Below are 23,298 nucleotides of genomic sequence, written 5' to 3' on the forward strand. Positions count from 1 at the left end.
GGAGGCGCGGTGCGGCCGACAGCCTCACCGCGCCTCCTCGGGTCGTCGCGCCCTCGGGCGCCGCGCCGGACTAGGCCGCGAGGGCGAGCTCGCGGGCCTCGACCGACGAGGCCTGCACGATCGTGCGGCTCGGCTCGTGACGCCAGCTGCGGCCGGGGATGACCCAACCGGCGGCGCCGTCGACGACGACGGAGGCACCGACGCGCACGGCGGCCGTGACGTCGTCGCGCCAGGCGCGGACGGCGAACTCGGTGCCGCGGTCGTCGACGACGACGAACTCGACGAGGCGGGCGGTGGTCAGGGTGGGCGCGGTCGTGACCGTGCCGGTGATGCTGATGATGTCGTTCATGATGCTCGATTTCGATGTGTGCTCTGTGTTGCGACAGAATCCGTGGCACGAGGCGCCGGGTGGGCGCTCGTGGTCCGCCTGACGGCGGTGGTCGGGCCTGCGATGACGGCGGCCGGAGAAGTAGGGCAACGATGATCGGTGGTCATCGTGCGCATCCGGCGAGGTCGTCTCGCGAGGCTGTTCGGGCGGTGCACCGGTGTGGACTCGGTCGGCACCGCACGGGAACCCTCTGAGAAGAGAGCCCCAAGCGACTCATGACTGTAACACGCCCGGGGTACGCGCACCAGTGCTTCCTCGGAAGAAGTGACAGGGGTGAGTGGTTGGCTCTACACATGACCACGATCCCCACCATCACCCTGAACAACGGAATCCAGATCCCCCAGCTCGGGTTCGGCGTCTACCAGGTCGACCCGGCAGAGACGAAGGACGCCACCCTCACCGCGTTCGAGGTCGGCTACCGCCACATCGACACCGCCGAGATGTACGGCAACGAGGCGGGCGTCGGCGAGGCGATCGCCGAGAGCGGCATCGACCGCAGCGAGATCTTCGTCACCTCGAAGCTCAACAACGGCTTCCACAAGCGTGACGACGCGCTGAAGGCGTTCGACGGCACGCTCGACGCCCTCAAACAGGACTACGTCGACCTGTTCCTCATCCACTGGCCGCTGCCCGGCATCGACGTCGACTACGTCGAGACCTGGAAGGCCCTCGAAGAGATCTACTCCAGCGGCCGTGCGAAGTCGATCGGCGTCTCGAACTTCCAGCAGCCCCACCTCGAGCGCGTCCTCGACGAGGGTTCGGTCGTGCCGGTCGTCAACCAGATCGAGGTGCACCCGTACCTGACGCAGGACGCACTGCGCGAGTTCGGCGTCTCGAAGGGCATCCACACCGAGGCCTGGTCGCCCATCGCCCAGGGCGGGGTCCTCAAGGACGAGACCATCACCGAGATCGCCGAGCGCGTCGGCAAGTCGACCGCCCAGGTCACGCTGCGCTGGCACATCCAGCGTGGCGACATCGTCTTCCCGAAGTCGGTCACCCGGTCGCGCGTGGAAGAGAACTTCGACCTGTTCAACTTCGAGTTGACCGATGCCGACGTCGCCGCGATCACCGCCCTGAACAAGGACGAGCGCACCGGCCCGAACCCGGACGAGTTCAACTACATCCCCAGCTGATCTCCTGATCGGCACGGTGTCGCACTCCGGTGCGACGCCGAGGCACCCGAGGCCGGGCCCGAACGTCGCCACGACGCACGGGCCCGGCCTCGGCACGTCGGGCGTCCGGTGGGCGCCTAGTACGATCGACGTTTCCCCAGACCACAGCCGACCAGACCCGGAGGGCGTGACACGGTGCGACGGTTCGTCGGCGTCCTACGCCTGCTCGCGGCCGCCGTCGGCGTCGTCGCCCTCGTCGCCGACTTCGTCTACGTGCTCGGGTTCAGCACCTTCAGCTCGATCAACTACTTCAGCTACTTCACGCAGCAGAGCAACATGGCGAACGTGGTGGTGCTCGCCTTCGCGGGCGTCGTGTCGTTGCGCGGGCGACGCGAGCCCGGCTGGTTCGCGGGAGTGCACGCCCTGGTCAGCACCTACGTCATCGTGTCGGGCATCGTGTTCGGCATCATCGTCGCCGAGTCGGCCAGCCACAATTACCGCATCGAGGTGCCCTGGTCGAGCCAGCTGCTGCACTTCGTGATCCCGACGTTCGTGCTCGTCGACTGGGTCCTCGGGCCCGACCGGCCGCGGGTGCGCTGGCGGGTGCTGTCGGTCGTGCTGGTCTTCCCCCTGGTGTGGGGAGTCTTCACGATCGTCCGCGGGGCCGACGTCGGCTGGTACCCGTACTTCTTCCTCGACCCGGCCCAGGTGACCTGGCCGGGCGAGTTCCTGCTCTACAACGGCATCGCCCTGGGCACGATCGTCGGCGTCCTCGTCGCTCTCGTCGCACTCAGCCACGTCCGGCCGCACGCACGGGCCCGGCAGGGTGGCGGGGCCTCGTCGACGACGCGCACCGCGCCTCCTGCGGTCGACGGACCAGGAGGCGCGGGTCAGGACGTCGGGTCGGCCGTCGGTTCGTCGGTGGGCTCGGGGGACCCGGCCGCGACGAGGTCGAGGTAGGGCGCCAGGCTCTGCATGGCCGCCGCCACCGCCGCGTCGTCGTCGAGGGCGTCGACCTCGGTCGCCGCGTCACCGCCCGTCAGTGCGACCAGCACGGGGGCTCCCGTGGCCGGCATCAGGTTGACGAAGAGCCGGTAGGGCGCGTCGTCGTCGAGAACGGCCCAGACCGTGGCCTGGGTGGACCAGAAGGCCTCGTCGAATCGCAGCCAGAGCACCTCGCGCGTGCCGACGCCGAGCGCCTCGATCGCGTCGGCGTGGGTGGACGGCAGGTCGGGTGAGAACTCGGGGACGCCGGTCTTCAGCACCCCCAGGGGGATCGTCGACACGGCACGGTCGACCGAGAGCGACTCGCCCGTGGCGAGTCGCAGCCCGACGCCCTGGTCGCCGTACTGCACGCGGACGACGTTGCTGTCGCGGAGGACGTCCAGGCCGTCGAGCAGTCCGGCGACGAAGCTCGACAGGCCACCCGTCACCACGGTGGCGCCGGTGGGCAGCAGGTCGCGTGCGGGGTCGTCGCCGAGGCTCGAGACCGCGAGATCGTCGGCCTCGGCGCCCCAGCGAGCCGGGAGGAGGGCGTCGAGCACGAGGGCGAGGCGGTCGGCGTCCGAGACGCCGTCGGGACCGGGCAGAGTCGAGGCCTGGTCGGCCCCGGACCCGACGAGGGCGTCGGTGACGCTCGTGCCGGAGTCGGCGTCGGTCGTGGTAGAGCGCGCGGCCGCCCAGGAAGCGGCCTGGCCGAGACGGTCGGCCGCACCGCCGAGCGAGTCGACCGTGCCGTCGGAGGCCCGCACCTCGACGGTGGTGTCGAGCGGTCGGGTCCGGACCCGGGCGACGGCGAGGGCGGCCTGGAGGGCCACCGAATCGGGGCCCTCGAGCAGACCCACGCCGAGCTCGACCGGGTAGGGCCAATCGTCGTCGTGCACGCTGTGGACCCGGCCTCCGACCCGACCGCGGGCCTCGACGACGACGACGTCGTAGCCGCGCTCGACCAGGGAGCGCGCCGCGGTCGCCCCCGCGATGCCGGCGCCGATCACGGCGATGCGTTCGTCGGCCTCGGCGACCTCGGCGACCTGAGCTGCGACGTCGAAGCCCGACTGACGGGCACCGTAGACCGTGCCGCCCATCGTCGAGGCGACGGCCTCACCGGCGAAGAAGAGCCGGTCGTCGAGCGGCGTGCCGAGCAACCGGCGGTCGGCGTCGGACGTTCCGGGGGTGAGGTGGCTCGTCGCCCCGAGCGAGTAGGGGTCGTCGGTCCACGAACTGCGGCGGAAGGCGGCGGGGACGACCGTGCCCGACGAGGTCGGCGTCGGCGTGGGGGTCGGCGTGGTCGCGGACGGGGTGGGGCTGGCCGTCGGCGCGGGGGAGTCCGTCGTGCAGGCCGACAGCACGAGGATCACGGCCCCCGAGACCGATCCCGTCAAGAACGCTCGCCGATTGATGCCCATGGTGCGTCCATTCTCGCAGCCGTCACGCGCGGGCGCGCGCCGGGGGTCGCCCTGGGGTGTCCTGTGCTCCGGCGCCGCGCCTCCTCGGGGTGTCCTGCCGTCCGGCGCCGCGCCTCCCACGGGTGTCCTGCCGTCCGGCGCCGCGCCTCCCGGTCGATGACCCGGCGGGGCGTGGGTCAGGCGTCGACGGTCTCGAGGAAGGTGCGCAGCAGGTCGGTCACCTGGTCGACGGGCAGGAGCGACGAGGCATGGTCCTGGCCGACGAGCGAGTAGAAGACGGCGGCGGGCATGCGGCGGGCGGCCTCTTGCGACTCGCGGTGGCGGTCGACGTCGCGCGTGCCGGCCAGCAGCAGCGTGGGGACCTCCACCGAGTCGAGCTGGGGGACCGTGAGGCCGCCACCCGTCTCGGCCGCGGTGAAGAAGGCGGCCAGGGCGATCGGGTCGTCCTGCACGAAGGCCAGACGGGTCTCGGGGTCGATCGGACGGCCGATCGTCTCGCCCCAGCGGTCGACGAAGCGGGCCATGCCGCCGGTCGTCAGGGCGTCGTGCCAGTCGGGCGTGAAGGTCGCACCGATGTTGCCGTTCATCGGGGCCCAGCTGCCCCCGATCGTGGTCAGCGTGCGGAGGCGCGTGGGCTCGTGCGCCGCGATCGACAGCCCGATGCGGGCGCCGAACGAGTACCCGACGTAGTGCGCGGGTTCGAGGCCGGTCGCCTCGAGCACGGCGCCGACGTCACCGCGGTGCAGGTCCATCGCGTACGACTCGGGATCGTGGGGCTTGCCGCTCTTGCCGTGGCCGCGCATGTCGAGGGCGATCACCGTGAAGTCGCGCTGCAGGTCGCGCAGGTAGCCGAGGCCCCGCCAGGTGCCGCGCGAGAGGCCCGAACCGTGCACGAGCAGCAGGGGAGGGCCCTCGCCGTCGACCTCGTAGGCGATCTCGGTGCCGTCGACGGGGTTCGGGGTGGTCGCACGCATCCCGACAGTCTGGCAGCGCCGTGCAGCCCCTGCAGGTTGTGGTCGTAGTGCTCGCTGCGCTCGTTCTGCTTGTTCTGCTCGCTGCGTGGGGTGTCGGCAACTCCTCCTCGACGCCGCCCGCGCCTCCTGAGAGCGACACCACCGACCCCGGCGGCATCACAGCACAGGAGTTGCCGACCCGGTCGGTGCATCGCGGGCAGGTCCGGCGTCGTGCCCGATGGAGGCGTCCGGGTGGCCCGGGGCTCTCGGCTCGGCGGATGGGCCGCGGCTGCGCAGGCCCGGTCCTCCGGCGGGGGAGGGGAGGAGGCTGGACGCATGGTCGAGGCATGGATGGCGGCACAGATCCGCGAGGCGGAGCGTCCCCATCTGGAGGCAGGGGAACCCCTGATGAGGCGGGCCGCCGACGGACTCGCGGACGTCGTGCGGGAGATGGTGCGCGCCTCCTCGCGTTCTCGGGACGGTCGTGCGGGTCGGGTCCTGCTGCTCGTCGGAAGCGGCAACAACGGGGGTGACACGCTCTACGCCGGGGAGTCCCTCGCCCGCGAACTCGTACCTCAGGGCGGCGCGGTGACCGTGGTGCCGGTGGGGTCGCGGATGCACGAGGCCGCCCTGGCCGCGGCGCTCGCGGCAGGGGCCGTCCTCGACGACGTCGACGCGTGGTGCGATCCTGCGGTCGTGGCGGCAGCTCTGCCCGCGTTCGACGTGGTGCTCGACGGACTGGTCGGAACGGGCTCCGACGGTGTGGGGCTGCGGGGGGACGCCCTGCGCGTGGTGCAGGCGGTGCTGCCGGTCGTCGGGGGTGCGACGCGGGGCTCGGGTGCGCGCACTGCGGCTGCGCCGGGGAGTGCGGGTGCGGCTCTTGCGCCGGGTGCGCGCACTGCGGCTGCGCCGGCGTCCGGGACGGCGCAGCCGCCGACGCCCGGGACGGCGCAGCCGGGGACGGGCGAAGGGACGAATGCAGGTGCGGGGTTGCACCCGGGTCGAGGTGCAGCTTCGGCGGGCGCTCCTGCGGCGCGTGCGCCACGCGTGGTCGCCGTCGACGTTCCGAGCGGCATCGGAGTAGACGACGGAGCGCTCCCCGATCCGCCCTTCGTACTTCCTGCGGACGTCACCGTCACGTTCGGCGGACACAAGGTCGGGCTGCTCGTGGGCCCGGGCGCGGAGCGGGTCGGGCGCATCGTCCTCGTCGACATCGGCATCGGGGCCGACCTCGCGCGCATGCCACCGGCTGTCTCGTCCTCCTGATCCGCGTCCCGGCCTGGCCTGTCCTGTCCAGCCCCGTCCTGTCCTGTCCCGTCCCGTCCTGTCCCGTCCTGTCCCGTCCCGTCCCGTCCCGTCTCCTACTGCCCCGCCCCGCCCCGTCCTGTCCTGTCTCCCGCGCTTCATCCCGGGCCTCCGACCCTCTGTCGTCGCCACCCTTCGGCCCTGGACGGCAACTCCTGCCTGCTGCCGTCCTGAGGCCGTCCCATCCTGGTTTGGTCACGATGCGCGCGCCCCGTGCAGGAGTTCCCGGCACCTCCCCAGCACGGTCGGCAACTCCTGTCGACGGGCGGTGCCGGCCCGCCGGTCCCCGCGGGCCGCGCTCGAGTTCGGCAGGGGCCAGGAGTTCCCGGCGACATGCCCGCCGAGGTGGTGGAAGGCCGCACCGGTTCGGAGTCGTCTCGTCCCCAACGGGCTGCACCCGCCGTCCGTCCCCGACACGTGGCACCCGGGCGAGACGGTCACCGCGACTCGGACACGCTCGTGGACATGACCACCATCGCCGAACTGGTCTCGTCCGCTGGAGGGGTGCTCCACAAACGCGTCCTGGTCGCCTCCGGGGCGACCGACCGACACCTCACCGCTGCCGTTCGATCGCGCAGCGTGAGCAGACCTCGGCGCGGGTGGTACTCGACCTGGTCGTCCCATGACCCCCGTTACATCGCGGTGGCCGTCGGTGGCCGACTCACGGGTGCGTCCGCCCTCCACCTGCTCGGAGCTTGGTCCTGGTCGTCGCGCCGACCACCCGTCACGGTGTCGGTGCCCGAGACGGCCTCGCGCCTCCGGAGGCGCCGAGGGGTCCGCGTCGTGTGGGACCCCGTCGAGTTGAGCGGCCGGGGTTCGACCTGGGCGGTCGATCCTCGCGACGCCCTGGCTCGTGCGGTCGTCGAGGCGCGATCCTTCGAAGACGCCGTGATCCTCGTCGACTGGGCGAGGGATGAGGGCATCGTCCACGACGATGACGACGCCGCCGAGGTGCTGTCCCGGAAGAGGGCGGACGCTGCCGGCCTTGTCGCATGGAGCGAAGGAGGCGCGGAGAGCATCCTCGAGAGCGCCGCCGGAACGAGACTTCGGCGCGCAGGACGTCATGTCGTGCGTCAGGTTCGCATCGAGGGGACGAACAAGATCATCGACATGGTGGTCGACGGGATCATCGGCTTCGAGACCGACGGACGAGCGCACCACGAGCGGCGCTTCGACGAGGATCGGGTCAAGGACGCGGACATCGCCCGCGAAGGTCGGATACCGTTCCGGGCCAGCGCCCAGATGGTGCGGGACGGATGGCGGTCGACGGCCGAGGCGATCGAGGCACTGGTCCACACTGCGGGCGGTACGCGTCCGGTCGAGGGTGCCTGCAACTCCTCATTGCCGCAGGTGCTCGGGCCCCGGGGCCGCAGACGCTGGCGCCTGGCGGTTCCTCGGTGGCGTACCGGTCGGGAATTGCCGGCGGGGTGATCTCGAGAGCAGCCAGCCGGGCCCCGCCGGGCTCAACCCGGCCCCGCCGGGCGCAACCCGGCCCGGCTCGGGACGGCCACGTCAGCGCCGCGGCGGCTCCTTCGACGCAGGGACGACCGAGAGGGGCGTGGTGATCGTCTCGAGCGACTTGCGAGCCGCGTCGACCCCGAAGATCAGTGCGATGACGCCGCCGACGAGCATGACGCCGGCGCCCAGGAAGTACCCGCCCGTGAGTGGCCCCCGGTCGCTGCCGTCGCCGATGAGTGCGCCGTAAAGGCTCGGGGCCACGGCCCCGACGATCTGGCCGAGGGCGAAGAAGTACCCGATCACCTGGCTCCGCAGCTCGAGCGGGAAGATCTCGCTCACGGTCAGGTACGCCGACGAGGCGCCCGCCGAGGCGAAGAAGAACGAGACGCTCCAGAACGCGGTCTGCGTCGCGGCGTTCAGCACGTCCGCCTGGAAGAGAATCGCCGACACGGCCAGCACGGCGGCCGACACGGCGTACGTCAGGAAGATCATCTGACGCCGACCCCAGCTGTCGAACAGCGGCCCCAGCACGAGAGGTCCGAGCAGGTTGCCCACGGCGAAGATCAGGAAGAAGTACTGCGTGCTGCTGGGGCTCGTGCCGTAGAAGTTCTGCAACACGAGCGCGTAGGTGAAGAAGATCGCGTTGTACAGGAACGACTGCGTGATCATCATCGCGGCGCCGACGAAGGTGCGCTTCGGGTAGTCGTGTACCAAGGTGCGGATGATGGTGCCGAACCCGATCCGCCCCGCGGCGACCACCTCGATGGCCTGGTCGTCCGACACGGGGGTGAGGTGGCCGGTGCCCTCGTCCTTCTCGACGCGGGCCTCGATGTCGTCGACCGTCGCCTCGGCTTCCTTCTCGCGTCCGTGCGTCATCAGCCACCGTGGGCTCTCGGGGATGTGGCGGCGCAGGTAGATGATCGCGAGTCCGAGCACCGGGCCGATGAAGAACCCGATGCGCCAGCCGACGTTCTCGGCGAACAGGTCCGGGTCGAGCAGGAAGATGTTGGCCGTGGCGCCCAGGGCCGCGCCGCCCCAGTACGTCCCGTTGATGGCGATGTCGACGCGTCCTCGGTACTTCGACGGGATGAGCTCGTCTATCGCCGAGTTGATGGCGGCGTACTCCCCGCCGATCCCCGCCCCGGCGAAGAACCGGAACACGGCCAGGAACACGAAGTTCGGTGACAGGCCCGCGATGGCGCTCGCCACGAGGTAGATCGCCAGGGTCAGAATGAACAGCTTCTTGCGCCCGAGGCTGTCGGCCATCCGCCCGAAGATGAGTGCCCCGAAGACCTGGCCGACGAGGTAGATCGTGCCCAGCAGTCCGACCTCGGCTGCGGTGAGCCCCAGGTCGGCCTGGAACCCGGCCGACGCGACGATCTGGATCTCGAGCCCGTCGAGCACCCACGAGAACCCCAGGCCCACCACGATCGACCAGTGGAACCTCGTCCACGGCAGACGGTCCATCCGGGCCGGGACGAGGCTGCGCGTGCCTCCGCCCGAGGCGCCGTTCGGCGAGGTGGTGGGTGAGCTTGTCATGGGTCGGCCTCCCGGTGGTGCGTGACGACGGGTGCGCGGACTGCAAGTTTGCATGATCTGCACGTGCCAGGACGCTACTCGCGCTCGAAGCCCGTGTCCGCATCGGCCCGTACGTCGAGGAAGCGGCAGCCCGAGGAGGCGCGTGTCGGCAACGCAGGACCGCCGACGAGGCGCGGGCCGGAAAGACAGGGACCCGGAGGCGGGACGCACCTCAGGACAGGAATTGCCTGCACCTGCACCTGCACCTGCACCTGCACCTGCACCTGCACCCGCAGCCTCACCCGCACCCAGCGGTCCATGGGCGAACTGGTCGAGCACCGCAGCCGGCACCCGCACCCGCAGGGGCTGAGGGGTTCGCGTCGGCAACGCAGGACCGGCGATGAGGTGCGGACCAGGAAGACAGGGACCCGGAGGCCGGGCGCGCCCCAGGACAGGAGTTGCCGTCACCCGCACCCGCACCCGCAGCGGCTGAGGTGGCGCGGGCGCGGGTACGACGCCGGTGCCATCGGGCTGACCGGGCACGGCATCACGCGGTTCGGGCCGTCGGTGCTGCGACGGTCCTCGACCTCACGGTCGATCGACACGACGACGAGCTGCCGACGGTCGGCTCCTCAGCAGTGGAGGGCCGTGACCATCGGCAGCTCGAGAGCCACGACTCACGAGGCGCCGAAGCGCACAGCGTCGACGCGCCGTGCGTCCCGCGCCGCGCGCCGTGCGTCGCGGCAGGCTAGTGCGCGACGACCGGCTCGGCGCCCTCGACGACCGGCGGGCGCCGCACGAAGAACGACCCCACGACGGCGAACACCGAGATGATGGCCCCGACCAGGAACGCGGCGCGCACGCCGGCTCCGGTCGCGGCGGCACCCGCACCGGACTGGCTGGCGGCCGCGGTGGCGGCGAGGGTCATCACGGTGACGAACACGGCGGTGCCGGCTGCGCCGGCCAGCTGCTGCACCGTGCCGACGATCGCGCTCCCGTGCGAGTACAGGTTCGACGGCAACGACCCGAGGCCCGACGTGAAGAGCGGCGTGAACATGAAGGCCAGGCCGATGCTGAGGGCGACGTGGGCGGCGAGGACCATCGGGATCGGGGTGGACTCGGACACCGTCGACATGAACCACAGCACGGCGCTGACGAGGGTGGTGCCGGGCACGAGCAGCACGGTCGGGCCGTACTTGTCGAACAGGCGCCCCACGACGGGCGACAGCAGGCCCTGGACGAGACCGCCGGGCAGCAGCAGCAGCCCGGTGGCGAGCGGGTCGAGGCCGTGCACGTTCTGCAGGTAGATCGGCAGGACGATCAGGGTGCCGAAGAGGGCGATCATGCCGACGCCGAGCACCGACGCCGAGATCGTGAAGGTGCGCGACGAGAACGTGCGCAGGTCGAGCAGGGCGCGGTCGCGACGCTGCAGCGAGCGCTGACGCAGCACGAACGCGACGAGCGCGACGACGCCGACGGCCAGCGGCACCCAGGCGGGGACGGCGGCCTCGGCCCCCTCGCCGATCGAACTGAGCCCGAAGACGATGCCGCCGAAGGCGAAGGCCGACAGGATCACCGAGGTGACGTCGAGGGGCACCTTCTTCGGCGTGGTGACGTTCTTGACGCGGGCGGCACCGAGCGCGAGCGCCACGAGGGCGATCGGCAGGACGAGGATGAACATGAAGCGCCACTCGAGCACGCTCAGGATGACGCCCGAGATCGTCGGACCGATGGCCGGGGCGACCGAGATGACGATCGAGATGTTGCCCATCGTGCGGCCGCGAGTGGCCGGCGGCACGAGGGTGAGCACGGTGGTCATCAGCAGCGGCATCATGATCGCCGTGCCCGAGGCCTGCACGACGCGGCCGAGCAGCAGCACGCCGAAGCCGGGGGCGATCGCCGAGATGGCCGTCCCGAGGCTGAACAGGCTCATCGCGGTGATGAACACCGGGCGGGTGTTGAAGCGCTGCAGCAGGAAGCCCGTGATCGGGATGACCACGGCCATGGTGAGCATGAAGCCCGTGGTCAACCACTGCCCCGCCGTGACGGTGATGTCGAGGTCGCGCGTGAGGCTCGGCAGGGCGACGCCCATGATGGTCTCGTTGAGGATCACGACGAAGGCCGACACGAGCAGCAGCCCGATGACGAGCTTGTTGCGCGCCTCGGTGCCGGCCTGGTCGCCGTCGGCACCCGCTGTCGCGGTGTCGCCGACTCGGCTCTCGCCGGCTCGGCTGTCGCCGACGGTCGTCGGGGGAGAGGGGTCGATGCTCAAATGGGGCTCCTCGGAGGTGACGGCGGGTATGCCTGTGCGTCCGAACGTACGAGACGGTCCGGTTCTTCCCGATCCGTCACGAACGCCCCGACGTCACCCCGAGGAGGCACGGTGCCGGTCGGTCAGACGTCGCGTCGCTTGACGAGCGCGAGCGCCAGACCGAAGAGCACCACGACCCAGCCGACGAGCACGAGCAGAGCGCTCCACGGCTCGAGGACGAGGGCTCCGTCCGGGCTGGGCAGGGCCACGGCCGACTGGCCGGAGACGACGTAGTCGTAGAGCCGGGCGGCGGCGTTCGGCGGGATGATCTCGGCCAGCGTGTAGACCCACGCGGCGTCGACGAACGCCGTGAAGATCTGCACGATGATCGGCAGCACGAAGACCAGGCCGACCGAGGCCGCGATGGCGCCGGCACCGTTGCGGATGATCGCCCCGAGCGAGAAGGCGATCATGCCGATGAAGGCGATCGAGGCCGCCGCACCGACCACGCTCCGCCAGAGGGCACCGTCGCCGAAGTCGACCGTGATGTCGTTCGACGGCAGCATCGCGCTGTTGATCAGCAGGGTCAGGACGAGGGCGACCAGCGACACCACGAAGAGCGTCAGCGCGACCACGACGAGCTTGGCGACGACCGCGGGCAGACGCTTGGGCACCGTGGAGAAGGTCGACCGGATCATGCCCGTGCCGAACTCGCCGGTGATCACCAGGGCGCCCAGGATCGACGCGACGAGCTGGCCGAACACCACGCCGACCGAGACGGACTGCGCGACGATCTGCTGCTGTTGTTCGGTGCTGGCCTCGCCGGCCTGGAACAGGCCCGCGCTCAGGGCGAAGAGGGCACCGAAGCCGACGATGATGACGACCATGATCGACAGGCACCACCAGGTCGAGCGGAGCGTGCGCAGCTTGATGACCTCGCTGCGCAGCACGCCGCCGAAGGTGAGCTTCGAGGTCGGGCGCGCGGGTCGGTCGCGGTGACGGGTGGGGGTCGTGGCGGTCATCGGGTCGCTCCCTGGGGGGTCTGCGTGTCGGGGGCGACGTGGCTGCCTCGCGCCGCGCCTCCTGCGTGGTATTCGACGGAGTCCTGCGTGAGGGTCATGTACGCGTCCTCGAGCGAGCGGACCAGCGGGGTGAGCTCGTGCAGCACGACGCCGGACGAGGCGGCGAGGTCGCCGACCCGCTCGGCGGTGATGCCGCGCAGCTCGACGACGCCGCGCTCGACGGCCGTGACGGCGACGTCGGGCCCCTGCAGCAACGAGACGAGGTGGTCGGCGTGCGGGCTGCGGACGCGGACGGCGTCGCCCGAGGCCTGCGAGATGACGTCCGAGATGGGGGAGTCGGCGAGCACCTTGCCGCGCCCGAGCACGATGAGGTGGTCGGCGGTCTGCGCCATCTCGCTCATCAGGTGCGACGAGAGGAACACGGTGCGGCCCTCGCTCGCGAGGAAGCGGGCCAGGGTGCGCACCCAGACGACGCCCTCGGGGTCGAGGCCGTTGACGGGCTCGTCGAGGATGACGGTGGCCGGGTCGCCGAGCAGCGCGGCAGCGATGCCGAGGCGCTGGCCCATGCCGAGCGAGAACCCGCCGACGCGCTTCTTCGCGACCGATTCGAGGCCGGTCAGGGCGATCACCTCGTCGACGCGCTTCTTGCCGATGCCGTGGGTGGCGCCCATGGCGAGCAGGTGGTCGTGCGCGCTGCGACCGGTGTGCACGGCCTTGGCGTCGAGCAGGACGCCGACCTCGTGCAGGGGGGCCGCGTGGTCCGCGAACCGCTTGCCGTTGACCGTGACGCTGCCGCTGGTGGGGCGGTCGAGCCCGACGATCATGCGCATGGTGGTGGACTTGCCGGCGCCGTTCGGGCCGAGGAACCCGGTGACGAGACCGGGTCGGACCGTGAAGGTGGCGTCGTCGAGCGCGCGCTTGTCTCCGTAGATCTTGGTGAGGTTCCGGGCTTCGATCATCGCGTGCGTCCTGTCGTCGGCATGCTGAGGGGTGTCCGCATCGCCCCAGGCTAGGGGCGCGGTGCGCCCGGGGGCATCCCCCGCCCGGCCGAGACCGGTGGATGCACGAGTGGTCCGCTCGGTGGACGCCGCCTCCCGGGGTCGACCCGTTACAGTCGTCCCTCGTGATCGCCGACACCCTGCTCGCCGCCCTGCCCGCCTCGACCGGCGGGGGGTTCGTCCTCTTCAACCCCGACGAGCTGCTGCCCGCCCTGGGGCCCTGGGCCCTCGCCGGCATCTCGCTGATGGTCTTCATCGAGTCGGGCGTGCTGTTCCCCTTCCTGCCCGGCGACTCGCTGCTCTTCACCGCCGGCGTGCTGCACGAGGCGCTGGGGCTGCAGGTCTGGGTGATCGCGCTCTGCGCCTTCGTCGCCGCGGTGCTGGGCGACCAGGTGGGCTACTTCCTCGGCAACCGCTTCGGCCGCCGCCTCTTCACGGACGACGCGCGCATCCTGAAGACGGCCTACCTCGAACGTGCCGAGGCCTTCTTCGCGAAGTACGGCGGCACGAGCCTGATCCTCGGCCGGTTCGTCCCGATCGTCCGCACCTACGTCCCTCTGGCGGCCGGGACCGCGGGCTACCGGTACCCGAAGTTCCTGCTCTTCAACGTGACGGGCGCCTTCCTCTGGGCCGTGGGCATGACGGTGCTCGGCTCGCTGCTCGGCGGCATCCCGTTCATCCGCGACCACATCGACGTGCTGGCGGTCGTGCTCGTCGTGCTGTCGGTCGTGCCGATCGCCCTGCACGCCCTGCTCGCCTGGCGCCGGTCGCGCCGCGAGGCCGCCCTGACCGAGCTGCGCACCGCCGACGTCGGCGACGACGACGGCACCCGTCCCGGCTCGGCCGGCCGCCCCGAGTGACCGTCGCGCCGCTCGGCTCGGTCGGCGACCTCGTCTCCCGTGCCCTCGCGGTCCACGCCCGGACGCAGGAGGCGCGGCTCGGCTCCTCCGCGGGCCTCGCCTCGGCCGTCGGGTCGGCCCCGACGCCCGTCCGCACCCTGATCGGCGTCGCGGGTGAGCCCGGTGGCGGGAAGAGCACGGCGGCCGCGGCCGTCGTCGAGGGCCTCACGCGGGTCGGGGTGCGCGCCGTCGTCGTCCCCATGGACGGTTTCCACCTCGCCGGTGCAACCCTCGCCCGACTCGACCGTCTCGACCGCAAGGGAGCCATCGACACCTTCGACGCCGACGGCTACCTCGCCCTGCTCGAGCGGCTGCGGTCGCGGTCGGGGACGGTGTGGGCACCCGAGTACGTCCGCGGCGTCGAGGAGTCGATCGGCGGCGCGGTCGAGGTCGACCCGTCGGTCGAGGTCGTGGTCAGCGAGGGCAACTACCTGCTGGCCGAGCTCGCGCCGTGGTCCGAGGTGCGCTCGGCGTTCGACGAGGTGTGGTTCGTCGACACCCCGTCCGGGCTCCGACGCCGCTGGCTCGTCGACCGCCACGTCCGCTTCGGCATGACGCCCGAGGCCGCCGAGGCCTGGGCCGCCGGCCCCGACGAGGCGAACGCCCGGCTCGTCCGGGCCACCCGCGCCCGGGCCGACGTCGTCGTGGACGCCGGCCGCCTCTGGCCCGACGCCTGACCGCCCGGCCGCACCGCGCCTCCTCGCCCCCGCCTCCCTGTCCCTGCCGCCGCCCGCTGCTCCTCACCACCCGCTCGCTGTGCAATTCGCGACAGGCGCCGCGACATGCCGGTGTGCAACCAAGGTGAGCGGCGTGTCCCGGCGGAGTTGTCGGGTTCGGCCCATCGACGAGGCCGGCAGCGGTCGGGAATTGCACAGGCGGAGGGGATGTGCGGGCCGGGATGTGCGCACCGAGTCCAGGAGGCGCGGGCCGGGATGTGCGCGCCGAGTCCGGGAGGCGCGGGCCGGGACGTGCGCACCGAGTCCGGGAGGCGCGGGTCGCGTTCGTCGACCGACCGACCGACCGGCCGACCGGCCGACCGGCCGACCGTGTCGGAGGTCCGCCCTAGGGTGGACGATCATGCGCCTCTTGTTGATCCGCCACGGTCAGACCCCCGACAACGTCGAGGGCAAGCTCGGCACCGTCGCCCCCGGCGTGGGGCTCACCGACCTCGGTCGGCGCCAGGCCGAGGCGCTGCCCACGGCCCTCGCCGACGAGACGATCGGCGCGCTCGCGGTCAGCACGCTCGTGCGCACGCAGCTCACCGCGGCTCCTCTGGCAGCCGCCACGGGGCTGACGCCGACGGTGTTCGACGGGCTGCGCGAGGTGAAGGCGGGTGACCTCGAAGACCGCAGCGACGCCGCCGCGGTCACGGCCTACGTCGGCTGCGTCTTCTCCTGGGCGGAGGGTGACCTCGACGCGCGGGTGCCCGGTTCGGAAGACGGGCACGAGTTCTTCGCCCGCTACGACGCGGCGCTGGCCGACCTGATCGCCGCGGGCGAGCGTGACGGTCACGAGACGGTCGCCGCCGTCAGCCACGGCGCGGCCATCCGCGCCTGGGTCGGGTCGCGGGCGGTCAACGCCGACGACGAGTTCATCCGGCACCACCTGCTCGAGAACACGGGCGTCGTCACGCTCGAGGGCTCCCTCGACCGCGGCTGGCGCCTCCGGACCTGGCAGGGCCTGCCCGTCGGCGGTGCCGAACTGCTCGACCTCGACGCGGCCGATCCCACCGGCGAGTCCTACTGACCGTCGAGACGACCGTCGGTCCGGCACCGGGGCCGACTCTCGGTCCGACCCCCGATCCGGCGGCCGCCCGGCACGGCTAGGCGAGCAGGCGCTCGAGTGCCGGGCCGGAGAACTTGCCCTCGGGGTCGACCTCGTGGACGAGCGCGGCGAAGTCGGCCAGCCGGGGGTAGGCCTCGACGATCGCCGCGTGCGGCAGGGCCGACAGCTTGCCCCAGTGGGGGCGCGGGCTGAACGGTGCCAGCGCCTCCTCGATCCGGGGGATCAAGGCGGCGACCTCGGTGGGGTGCTTCCTCCAGGTGAACGCGATGGCCAGGCTGTCCTGCGGTGTCGGACTCAACCAGAGCGGGTCGCCCGCGACGGTGCGGGTCTCGCAGGTGTGCAGGTGCGGGCGCAGCTCGTCGCCGAGGTGTCGTACGGCGCGGAGTGCGGCCGCACCGTCCTCGAGGGCGACGAAGTGTTCGCTCTGCAGTTCGGAACCGACCGACGGGGTGGCGTCGATGCGGAAGTGCGGCAGCCGGTCGGCCCACGACCCCACGCTGCCGTCCATCGGGGTCGACTTCGTGCCGGTGACCTCGGCGTGCTCGTCGACGGGGGCGGGGCGGGCGCCCCACAGGTCACGGGGCATCGACACGTCGGCGAGGCCCTCGGGCACGCGCGACTTGACCAGCACCTCGCGGATGCGGTGGTCGAACTCGTGGAAGAAGCTGACGCTGTGACCGGCTCCCATGACGTCCGTCAAGTGGTCCTCGACGCTCGACCAGGGCAGGTCGACGTAGGTGTCCTGCCGCATGCGGAACCCGGGCTGGACGTCGAGGGTCACCCTGACCACCACGCCGAGGGCGCCCAGGGCCACGACGCTGCCGTCGAAGCCCTGCTGCCCACGACGGACGGTCCGGAGCGACCCGTCGGGCCCGACGATCTCGAGGGCCGACACCGCGCTCGACAGGCTCCCCAGGCCGAGTCCCGAGCCGTGGGTGCCGGTCGCGATCGCGCCACCCACCGAGATGTGCGGCAACGACCCCATGTTCAGCAGAGCGAGTCCGTGCCGGTCGAGGTGCTGCGCGACGACGGCGTAGTTCGTGCCGGCCCCGACGGTGACGCTGTGGCCGTCGTCCGAGATCACGGGGTCGGCGGGCAACGCCGTGGTCGACACCAGCAGGCCCGGGCCGTCGGCCACGTCGCTGAACGAGTGGCGTGTGCCCAGCGCCCGGATGCGGGGGGCCCCGGCGACGAGTTCGCTCAGCTCGTCGACCGTGGTCGGCTGCACGACCCGGGTCGCCCCGTAGCTGAAGCTGTCGGCCCAGTTGCGCTCGTCGCGTCGGGGTGGCCGGAGGGTCTCGTGCGTCGTCGTCACCGGTCGAGTCTCGCACGCGCCCGCGACGCCTGCCGGGTCAGGCCGCGGTGCCTGCCGGGTCGGCCCGCGCCCCCTGCCGGGTCAGGCCGCGATGCCCTCCTCGTCCTCGCGGACGGCCACGCGTTCGTTCGCGAGCCGGGTGCGGCGCACGCTCCAGAGATGGGTGAGTCCGGCGAGGGCGAGACCGGCGGCGAGCCAGAGCGAGAGCGTCAGCCCGGCCCGGCCCCAGCCCTGGCCGGGGAAGTACACGATCGACTGCGTGGCGTGCAGCCAGGCGGAGCCGTTCCAGAAGGCACCCAACGCCCCGAAGAAGGGCGGCACGAGCCGCGACGAGAAGACGCCGCCCGAACTGGTGAAGTTCAACATGACGAACAGCATGGTCAGGGCCGGCGTCGTCCAGTGGCGCAGCAGGGGGTGCAGGCCGATGCCGATCACGACGACGGCGGTGACGTACAACCAGCTGACGAGTGCCACACCCCACAGGCCGGTCGTGACGATGCCGTAGACGGGGCCGACGACGACGGTGCCGATCGCCGCGATCACGGCGGCCGTGACGACACCGGCGAGGAGGCGCGAGCCGAGTCCCAGCCGGGCGCTCGCCGCCGAGATGGCCGCGGCGCTCGCGTACGCGCCGACGCTCAGGGCGACGAGCAGGAAGAACAGTCCCTGTCCCGTCGGGTCGCCCTCGCCGCTCGGCACGACGTCGTCGACCTTCAGGGGCAGGCCGAGCTCGTAGGCGACCGGTCCGAACACCTTCTGCAGGACGCTCGCGGTCGTGTCGGACGCCGCGGACGAGACGTACAGGGTCGCGTCGGTGGCGCCGACCTCGAACGCACCCGAGATCTCGCGGTCGGTGATGAGCCTGCGCGCCGCGTCGGCGTCCGCGACGGTGCGCACGTCGAGGGCGTCCGGGTCGGCGTCGTTGAGCTGCTGGGCGAAGACCTCGCTCTGGGCCGAGCTGCCCACGACGGCGACGGGCACGTGGTGGGGGGTCGGGTGGCCGAAGGCGCCGAGGTAGGCGAGGGCCATGCCGGTGGCCAGGAAGAGGGGGATGAGCACGTGCAGGCCGAGGGACCGCCAGGCCGCGGCGTCGGGTCGCGGGCGGCGCACGGTCGTGGGCCCGGCGTGCTGGTGACCGCGATGGAGGCGCGGGTCGGGTCGGTCGTCCCGCCCACGGAGAGGGTCGCCACGGAACGAGTCGTGGTCGGGGCGCGCGCCGTCGTCCGGGCGGTGCAGGGTCAGGTCGGTGGTCGTCACGGGGCTCCTCGTGGTCGGGGGCGCCGTTGCCCGTCGGGTCTACAGTTGCAGTATGCAACACGATCGACCCCCTCGGTGTTCCCGACGGCACGCCGTTAGGCTGGCCCCGTGACGGACCAGCGGGGGCAGCAAGGCATCGACACGGTCTACTCGGAGCTCGAGACCGTGTCCCGACGGGCCGTCGCCCGCGCCCGGCACAAGAGCGCCCCGCTGTCGTTCGTCGAGCACTCGCTCGTCACCTTCATCGCGGCCCACCCCGGGTGCCGAGCCACCGACATCGCGGCGGACTTCGGCCTCAACCGGTCGACCGTCTCGCGCCAGCTCGGCGGACTCGTCCAGCTGGGCCTCGTCGAGCCCGGCGAGGGGGCCGCGGTCGAGGGGCGACGAGGGCAGGCGCTCACGCTGACCGTCCGTGGTCGTGATCTGCTCGCCCGGTCCGTCGACGCCAACCGGTCCGCTCTCGCCGACCGGCTCGAGGGGTGGACGGCCGCCGAGGTCGACGCGCTCGCCGCGGCGTTGCACCGTCTCAACTCCGCCTTCGTCGACTGACCCGGACGGCGCGTCCGGGCCCGTCCGCCTCCGCGACCGGGTCCGTCGGCATCGGCGCCCGCGTCCGGTCCCCGGCGCCGGGTCCCGGCCCGCCCGGGCGATGCCTGTCGTCGTGGGCGACGGGTGTCGCCGACCCGCGCCTCCTCGTCATTCGGGGTACAGATCGTGTGACTCGTGTGACTGGAGTCGTGTCGTGCATCCCCCTGTGAACCCCCGACTGGGGACAAGCCGATGACGAGAAACCTTGATGTGCGGGTTTACCCTTCCCGTTTCCGCCCGTAGGCTGATCGGGTTCCCCACCCCCCGACGACCGTCGATCCGGCGCGTCCTGCGGGCTCGGGGCCGACCAGAGATAGGTGCTCCTCCGTGACTTCGCCCGTGACCCTGCCCCGCCGACAGGGCGTCGCCGCCGCCGTGGCGACGGTGCTGCTCAGCCTCACGCTCGTCGTGTCGGGCACGGTGCTCGGGGCCTCGCCCGCGCAGGCCGCTTCGTACCCCTCGTGGGAAGACGTCCAGGCCGCCCGGTCGAGCGAGTCGGCCAAGGCCGCCGAGGTCAGCCGCATCCAGGGGCTGCTCGACCAGCTCGCGAGCGACGCCAGCACCGCCCAGGCCGAGGCCGAGCGTCTCGGTGCCGAGTTCGAGCAGGCCCAGGCCGACGCCGACGCCGGTGCCGCCAAGCTCGCCGAACTGCAGTCGCAGGCCGACGAGAAGGCCGCGGTGGCCGACGCCAGCGAGCAGCGCGCCGGTCAGGTCTCGGCCCAGCTCGCCCGCACGGGTGGCGGCAACGTGTCGTCGCAGCTCGTGGGCGACACCGAGCAGGCCGACGACCTCCTCTACCGGCTCGGCGCGATGAGCAAGCTCACCGAGCAGACCGACGGCATCCGTCAGCAGGCCGTGAACGACCGCAACGTGGCGCAGTCGCTCTCCGACCAGGCCAAGGTCGCCTCGGACGCGCTCGTGAAGCTGCAGGGTGCCGCCCAGGTCTCGATGGACGAGGCTCAGGCCGCGTCCGACGCCGCTGCGGCCGCCGTCGCCGCCCAGCAAGAGAACGAGTCGCGCCTCCAGGGCCAGCTCGCCGTGCTGCAGGACCAGAGCCTGCAGACCGAGGCCGACTACGCCACCGGGGTCGAGGTCGCACGTCAGGCCGAAGAGGCCCGCAAGGCCGCGGCGGCCGCCGAGGCCGCCCGCCAGGCCGAGGCCCTCCGTCAGCAGCGCGCCGCGGCTGCCGCGGCCGCCGCCGCCCGGCCCTCGACGCCTTCCGCTCCCGCACCCGCTCCGTCGACCGGCGGCGGTTCGTCCGGTGGCGGCGGTGCCTCGACCGGCTCGGGCTGGGTGCGTCCCAGCGCCGGCTACATGTCGAGCGGCTACGGCATGCGCGTCAACCCGGTGACCGGCGTCTACCGCATGCACGACGGCATCGACCTGGCCCCCGGCTGCAACAGCCCCATCTATGCCGCGACCTCGGGCACGGTGACCTTCGCGGGCCTGACCGGCGGCTACGGCAACTACATCCAGATCAGCCACGGCGGAGGCGTCTCGACCGCCTACGGCCACATCGTCAACGGCGGCATCAAGGTGTCCCGTGGGCAGAGCGTCGTCGCGGGCCAGTTGATCGCGCTCGTCGGCTCGACGGGCAACTCGACCGGCTGCCACCTGCACTTCGAGACCCGCGTCGGCGGCGCCTCGACGAACCCCGTGCCGTTCATGTCGGCGCGCGGCGTCCGCCTGTAGCACGTCCACCGGGTCCCGCCCGAGGGGGCAGAATCGTCTGGTGACGAACACCGCTCCCTCCGCCCTGCCCCCGCTCCACCTCGAACGCGTCGCCTTCGACGACCCCCGTGCCGTCGCCCTGCGTGACGCCATGGACGCCGAGATGACCGTCCGCTACCACCGCGACGTCGTCGAGCCCGTCGCCGTCGTCGAGGCGCGGAACGCCGCCCTCACGGTCCACCCGTCGAACGTGTTGGCCACCGTGCTGGTGGTCGCCGACGACGGTGCCGACGGCGGCACGCCCGTCGGCCACGCCCTCGTGCAGAGCCGGGACGGCGAATGGGAGGTCAAGCGCGTGATCGTCGCGGACGGTCAGCGCGGCCGCGGCATCGGCCGACTCCTGATGGCCGAGCTCGAGACGGTCGCCCGCGAGGGCGGTGCGAGCCGACTCATCCTGCAGACCGGGGATCGCCAGCCCGACGCCGTCGCCCTCTACGAGAAGATCGGGTTCACCCGCATCCCGACCTACGAGCCCTACGTCACGACCATCCCGCAGTCGATCTGTTTCGAGAAGCCGATCGTCTGACGTCCGGCGGCTGACGCCGCCGAGGAGGCGCGGGTCGCCACGACGACGGAGGCGCGCCCCGGTCACGTGACCGGGGCGCGCCTCCTGCGCTTCGTGGGTGGGCGGGGCCGTGGGGGCCGGGCGTCCGTGGTCGTTCGTCGCCGACGGACCGGCCCGCCGGCGGACTAGAGGCCGGCCGTCGAGCGGATCCAGCTCGAGCTCTGCGACAGCACGGCGTAGTTCGACCCGGCGCGGGTGTTCGCGCCCGGGTCGGCCTCGTCGCCGGTCGAGCAGACGGCCACGATCTGGCCGTTCACGATCAGGGGGCCACCCGAGTCGCCGTGGTTCGCCGCGCCGGTGGTGCCGTTCAGGTGTTGCGCGACCCCGCCGTAGGCGTCGGTGCTGCGGCCGGTGAGGCCGACCGTCGCCTGGTACAGGCCGTCGGACTGCACCGAGTTCGCGCGCAGGCCGTAGCCCATGATGGTGCCGGTGCCCGACGAGGTCGCCTGGAACCCGAGGTTCAGCGACGGGTAGCTGCCGAGGGTCTTCGACTGGCTCAGGTGCACGAGCGCGATGTCGCCCACGGGGGCGGCGGCGACGCGGTCGACGGCGATCGCGGTGCCCGGGTTCGTCGTGCTGTTGGAGTGGTAGACCTGCATCGAGGTGACGCCGTCGATGCAGTGGCGGGCGGTCAGCACCCAGCTGGCGTTGATCTGTTCGCCGGTGCAGGCGTAGCTCGCGGTGCCCCCGGTCCGGAAGACCAGCTGCACGGCCCACGGCGTCGTGGGTGCCTTCTGGCCGCCGACGATGTCCGTCGAGCGGATCGTGTTGTCGGGACCGGCGGCGACGGCCGAGGTCGAGACCCCGAGTGATCCGACGGCGAGGGCCGCGGCGGTCAGGGCGGCGGCGACGAACTTCTTCATGTGGTTCCCCTTGGTTCGGGTGGTGCGTGTCGGGTGGGGCCGGCCGGGCGGTGCCGGCCGGGCGGTCCGGTGATCGACCGACCCGGTGGATCGGGCACGTCCCGCCTGGGTCGAGCTTCCGCCTGGCCCCCGTCCGGGGGCAAGTCGGCACTCTGGCCGACTTGACGCCGGGTGTTGCGCGTGGCAACAGACGTGCTGCTCGCGGCGGACGCGGGCGGGCGGGTAGCGTGTGCGGGTGATCACGCGACGAGACGCCGCCCTGCGACTGGACATCCCCCTCGAGATGGCCAAGCGCCACGGGCTGCCGCCGAAGATGACGGTCGACGAGCTCGTCGCGATGGAACGGACGCCGCCGCCCTGGCTGGTGCAGTCCCGCGCGAACCGCACGGGCAAGCCGGTCTGGGTCGAGCTGGAGTGCGTCGTCTGCGGCTACCACGAGGCCGCCCGCCCCAAGAAGTGGTGGCCCGAGTACACCTACCTCAGCTGTGACGACCACGGCGCGGACGAGTTGCCCGAGCCCGAGCCGGGCGTCGTGCGCGCCGAGGTCGACGGCGTCGGCACCCGCTTCGTCGCCATCGTCGACGTCGCCCCCTGACCTGGGCTCGACCGTTCCCGCGCACCCTCTTCCCCCCGTCGCTCTTCCCTACGGCCCCCTGCGGCTCTCCGCCTCTTGTGCAATTCGCGACATCCGGGGGTCGACACGCCGTCCTGAGGGGTACGTGAGCGGCGCGTCGTCGGGCTGTTGTCGGGTTCGGCACGCCTGAGGGGTTGCCCGAGGTCGCGAATTGCACGTCAACCGGGTGCGGCGCCGGACGAGGAGTGCACGAGAGCCAGCCGCGCGGGCAGAACCGGTGGCCAGGAGGCGCGGCGCGGGTCGGTCGGACC

21 protein-coding genes are annotated in these 23,298 nt (G+C 72.2%); 11 read left to right on the top strand and 10 right to left on the bottom strand.

The features are described 5' to 3' along the window. Positions 1–70 precede the first annotated feature (70 nt). Positions 71–349, bottom strand: a complete 279-nt coding sequence (locus tag IFT88_RS12390) for a hypothetical protein (RefSeq protein ID WP_043596376.1) — start codon at positions 347–349, stop codon at positions 71–73. A 332-nt stretch (positions 350–681) separates the two neighbouring features. Here IFT88_RS12390 and IFT88_RS12395 point away from each other — a divergent pair, with 332 nt between their 5' ends. Both IFT88_RS12395 and IFT88_RS12400 read left to right on the top strand, forming a co-directional pair. Continuing rightward, positions 682–1,521 carry an aldo/keto reductase gene (locus IFT88_RS12395; RefSeq protein ID WP_192120926.1) on the top strand — a complete coding sequence of 280 codons (840 nt, stop codon included), beginning with the start codon at positions 682–684 and terminating at the stop codon, positions 1,519–1,521. Positions 1,522–1,695: 174 nt separating this feature from the next. Beyond that, complete coding sequence (locus IFT88_RS12400; RefSeq protein WP_052505377.1) at positions 1,696–2,460, top strand: Pr6Pr family membrane protein; 765 nt, start codon at positions 1,696–1,698, stop codon at positions 2,458–2,460. Here the strand turns inward: IFT88_RS12400 and IFT88_RS12405 are convergent. Both IFT88_RS12405 and IFT88_RS12410 read right to left on the bottom strand, forming a co-directional pair. Continuing rightward, a complete protein-coding gene (locus IFT88_RS12405) occupies positions 2,391–3,905 on the bottom strand; it encodes a flavin monoamine oxidase family protein (RefSeq protein ID WP_192120928.1) in 1,515 nt (504 codons plus the stop codon). The two genes, IFT88_RS12400 and IFT88_RS12405, sit on opposite strands and share 70 nt — an antisense overlap. 176 nt (positions 3,906–4,081) lie before the next feature. After that, a complete protein-coding gene (locus tag IFT88_RS12410; RefSeq protein WP_192120930.1) occupies positions 4,082–4,879 on the bottom strand; it encodes an alpha/beta fold hydrolase in 798 nt (265 codons plus the stop codon). Between the two features lie 315 nt (positions 4,880–5,194). On the opposite strand from IFT88_RS12410, the gene IFT88_RS17235 reads away from it, so the two are divergent. Both IFT88_RS17235 and IFT88_RS12420 read left to right on the top strand, forming a co-directional pair. After that, complete coding sequence (locus IFT88_RS17235) at positions 5,195–6,124, top strand: NAD(P)H-hydrate epimerase (protein WP_249408999.1); 930 nt, start codon at positions 5,195–5,197, stop codon at positions 6,122–6,124. A gap of 927 nt (positions 6,125–7,051) precedes the next feature. Next, on the top strand, positions 7,052–7,594 hold the full coding sequence (locus tag IFT88_RS12420) for a hypothetical protein (protein WP_192120932.1): 543 nt from the start codon (positions 7,052–7,054) through the stop codon (positions 7,592–7,594). An 81-nt stretch (positions 7,595–7,675) separates the two neighbouring features. Here the strand turns inward: IFT88_RS12420 and IFT88_RS12425 are convergent, their stop codons facing one another. The 4 genes from IFT88_RS12425 to IFT88_RS12440 all read right to left on the bottom strand — a co-directional run bounded on the left by IFT88_RS12425 (position 7,676) and on the right by IFT88_RS12440 (position 13,371). Next, complete coding sequence (locus tag IFT88_RS12425; RefSeq protein ID WP_137847336.1) at positions 7,676–9,160, bottom strand: MFS transporter; 1,485 nt, start codon at positions 9,158–9,160, stop codon at positions 7,676–7,678. Positions 9,161–9,887: 727 nt separating this feature from the next. Next, complete coding sequence (locus IFT88_RS12430) at positions 9,888–11,411, bottom strand: DHA2 family efflux MFS transporter permease subunit (RefSeq protein WP_199859213.1); 1,524 nt, start codon at positions 11,409–11,411, stop codon at positions 9,888–9,890. A gap of 122 nt (positions 11,412–11,533) precedes the next feature. After that, on the bottom strand, positions 11,534–12,412 hold the full coding sequence (locus IFT88_RS12435; protein WP_192120933.1) for an ABC transporter permease subunit: 879 nt from the start codon (positions 12,410–12,412) through the stop codon (positions 11,534–11,536). Next, positions 12,409–13,371, bottom strand: coding sequence for an ABC transporter ATP-binding protein (locus IFT88_RS12440; protein ID WP_192120936.1), 963 nt, complete (start codon positions 13,369–13,371; stop codon positions 12,409–12,411). The genes IFT88_RS12435 and IFT88_RS12440 overlap by 4 nt, the downstream gene beginning before the upstream one ends. A 164-nt stretch (positions 13,372–13,535) precedes the next feature. Between IFT88_RS12440 and IFT88_RS12445 the strand changes: the two genes are divergently transcribed. The 3 genes from IFT88_RS12445 (at position 13,536) to IFT88_RS12455 (ending at position 16,055) form a co-directional block, all read left to right on the top strand. Beyond that, the gene (locus IFT88_RS12445) at positions 13,536–14,270 is read left to right on the top strand and encodes a DedA family protein (RefSeq protein WP_231567026.1); all 735 of its coding nucleotides are present in this window, start codon (positions 13,536–13,538) and stop codon (positions 14,268–14,270) included. Beyond that, positions 14,267–14,986: a nucleoside/nucleotide kinase family protein gene (locus IFT88_RS12450; protein WP_192120939.1), complete on the top strand. Its 720-nt coding sequence runs from the start codon at positions 14,267–14,269 to the stop codon at positions 14,984–14,986. Before IFT88_RS12445 ends, IFT88_RS12450 begins: the two co-directional genes overlap by 4 nt. Before the next feature lie 400 nt (positions 14,987–15,386). After that, positions 15,387–16,055 (top strand): histidine phosphatase family protein, encoded by a 669-nt coding sequence (locus tag IFT88_RS12455; protein WP_192120941.1) that lies wholly within the window; start codon positions 15,387–15,389, stop codon positions 16,053–16,055. A 76-nt stretch (positions 16,056–16,131) separates the two neighbouring features. On the opposite strand, the gene IFT88_RS17680 is transcribed toward IFT88_RS12455, so the two are convergent. Together IFT88_RS17680 and IFT88_RS12465 are read right to left on the bottom strand one after the other, a co-directional pair. Then, complete coding sequence (locus IFT88_RS17680; RefSeq protein WP_192120943.1) at positions 16,132–17,409, bottom strand: FAD-binding protein; 1,278 nt, start codon at positions 17,407–17,409, stop codon at positions 16,132–16,134. An 81-nt stretch (positions 17,410–17,490) separates the two neighbouring features. Further along, positions 17,491–18,666, bottom strand: a complete 1,176-nt coding sequence (locus tag IFT88_RS12465; protein WP_192120945.1) for a hypothetical protein — start codon at positions 18,664–18,666, stop codon at positions 17,491–17,493. A gap of 108 nt (positions 18,667–18,774) precedes the next feature. Here IFT88_RS12465 and IFT88_RS12470 point away from each other — a divergent pair, with 108 nt between their 5' ends. The 3 genes from IFT88_RS12470 to IFT88_RS12480 all read left to right on the top strand — a co-directional run bounded on the left by IFT88_RS12470 (position 18,775) and on the right by IFT88_RS12480 (position 21,511). Further along, positions 18,775–19,215, top strand: coding sequence for a MarR family winged helix-turn-helix transcriptional regulator (locus IFT88_RS12470; protein ID WP_043593105.1), 441 nt, complete (start codon positions 18,775–18,777; stop codon positions 19,213–19,215). 366 nt (positions 19,216–19,581) lie between these two features. Continuing rightward, positions 19,582–20,946: a peptidoglycan DD-metalloendopeptidase family protein gene (locus tag IFT88_RS17685; protein WP_192120947.1), complete on the top strand. Its 1,365-nt coding sequence runs from the start codon at positions 19,582–19,584 to the stop codon at positions 20,944–20,946. Positions 20,947–20,986: 40 nt separating this feature from the next. Continuing rightward, a complete protein-coding gene (locus tag IFT88_RS12480; RefSeq protein ID WP_043596225.1) occupies positions 20,987–21,511 on the top strand; it encodes a GNAT family N-acetyltransferase in 525 nt (174 codons plus the stop codon). A gap of 164 nt (positions 21,512–21,675) precedes the next feature. Here the strand turns inward: IFT88_RS12480 and IFT88_RS12485 are convergent, their stop codons facing one another. Then, positions 21,676–22,413: a S1 family peptidase gene (locus IFT88_RS12485; protein WP_192120950.1), complete on the bottom strand. Its 738-nt coding sequence runs from the start codon at positions 22,411–22,413 to the stop codon at positions 21,676–21,678. Between the two features lie 235 nt (positions 22,414–22,648). On the opposite strand from IFT88_RS12485, the gene IFT88_RS12490 reads away from it, so the two are divergent. Next, the gene (locus tag IFT88_RS12490; protein WP_043596232.1) at positions 22,649–23,008 is read left to right on the top strand and encodes a hypothetical protein; all 360 of its coding nucleotides are present in this window, start codon (positions 22,649–22,651) and stop codon (positions 23,006–23,008) included. The last annotated feature ends 290 nt before the right edge of the window (positions 23,009–23,298 follow it).

This window comes from Frigoribacterium sp. CFBP 8751 (assembly GCF_014841545.1).
GTDB lineage: Bacteria > Actinomycetota > Actinomycetes > Actinomycetales > Microbacteriaceae > Frigoribacterium.

Bases quoted from the DNA above. Each gene is read 5' to 3' on its own strand.
- IFT88_RS12410 (WP_192120930.1), bottom strand. From the start codon at position 4,879: ATGCGTGCGACCACCCCGAACCCCGTCGACGGCACCGAGATCGCCTAC.
- IFT88_RS12405 (WP_192120928.1), bottom strand. From the start codon at position 3,905: ATGGGCATCAATCGGCGAGCGTTCTTGACGGGATCGGTCTCGGGGGCC.
- IFT88_RS12485 (WP_192120950.1), bottom strand. From the start codon at position 22,413: ATGAAGAAGTTCGTCGCCGCCGCCCTGACCGCCGCGGCCCTCGCCGTC.
- IFT88_RS12455 (WP_192120941.1), top strand. From the start codon at position 15,387: ATGCGCCTCTTGTTGATCCGCCACGGTCAGACCCCCGACAACGTCGAG.
- IFT88_RS12440 (WP_192120936.1), bottom strand. From the start codon at position 13,371: ATGATCGAAGCCCGGAACCTCACCAAGATCTACGGAGACAAGCGCGCG.
- IFT88_RS12425 (WP_137847336.1), bottom strand. From the start codon at position 9,160: ATGACAAGCTCACCCACCACCTCGCCGAACGGCGCCTCGGGCGGAGGC.
- IFT88_RS12435 (WP_192120933.1), bottom strand. From the start codon at position 12,412: ATGACCGCCACGACCCCCACCCGTCACCGCGACCGACCCGCGCGCCCG.
- IFT88_RS12395 (WP_192120926.1), top strand. From the start codon at position 682: ATGACCACGATCCCCACCATCACCCTGAACAACGGAATCCAGATCCCC.
- IFT88_RS17235 (WP_249408999.1), top strand. From the start codon at position 5,195: ATGGTCGAGGCATGGATGGCGGCACAGATCCGCGAGGCGGAGCGTCCC.
- IFT88_RS12390 (WP_043596376.1), bottom strand. From the start codon at position 349: ATGAACGACATCATCAGCATCACCGGCACGGTCACGACCGCGCCCACC.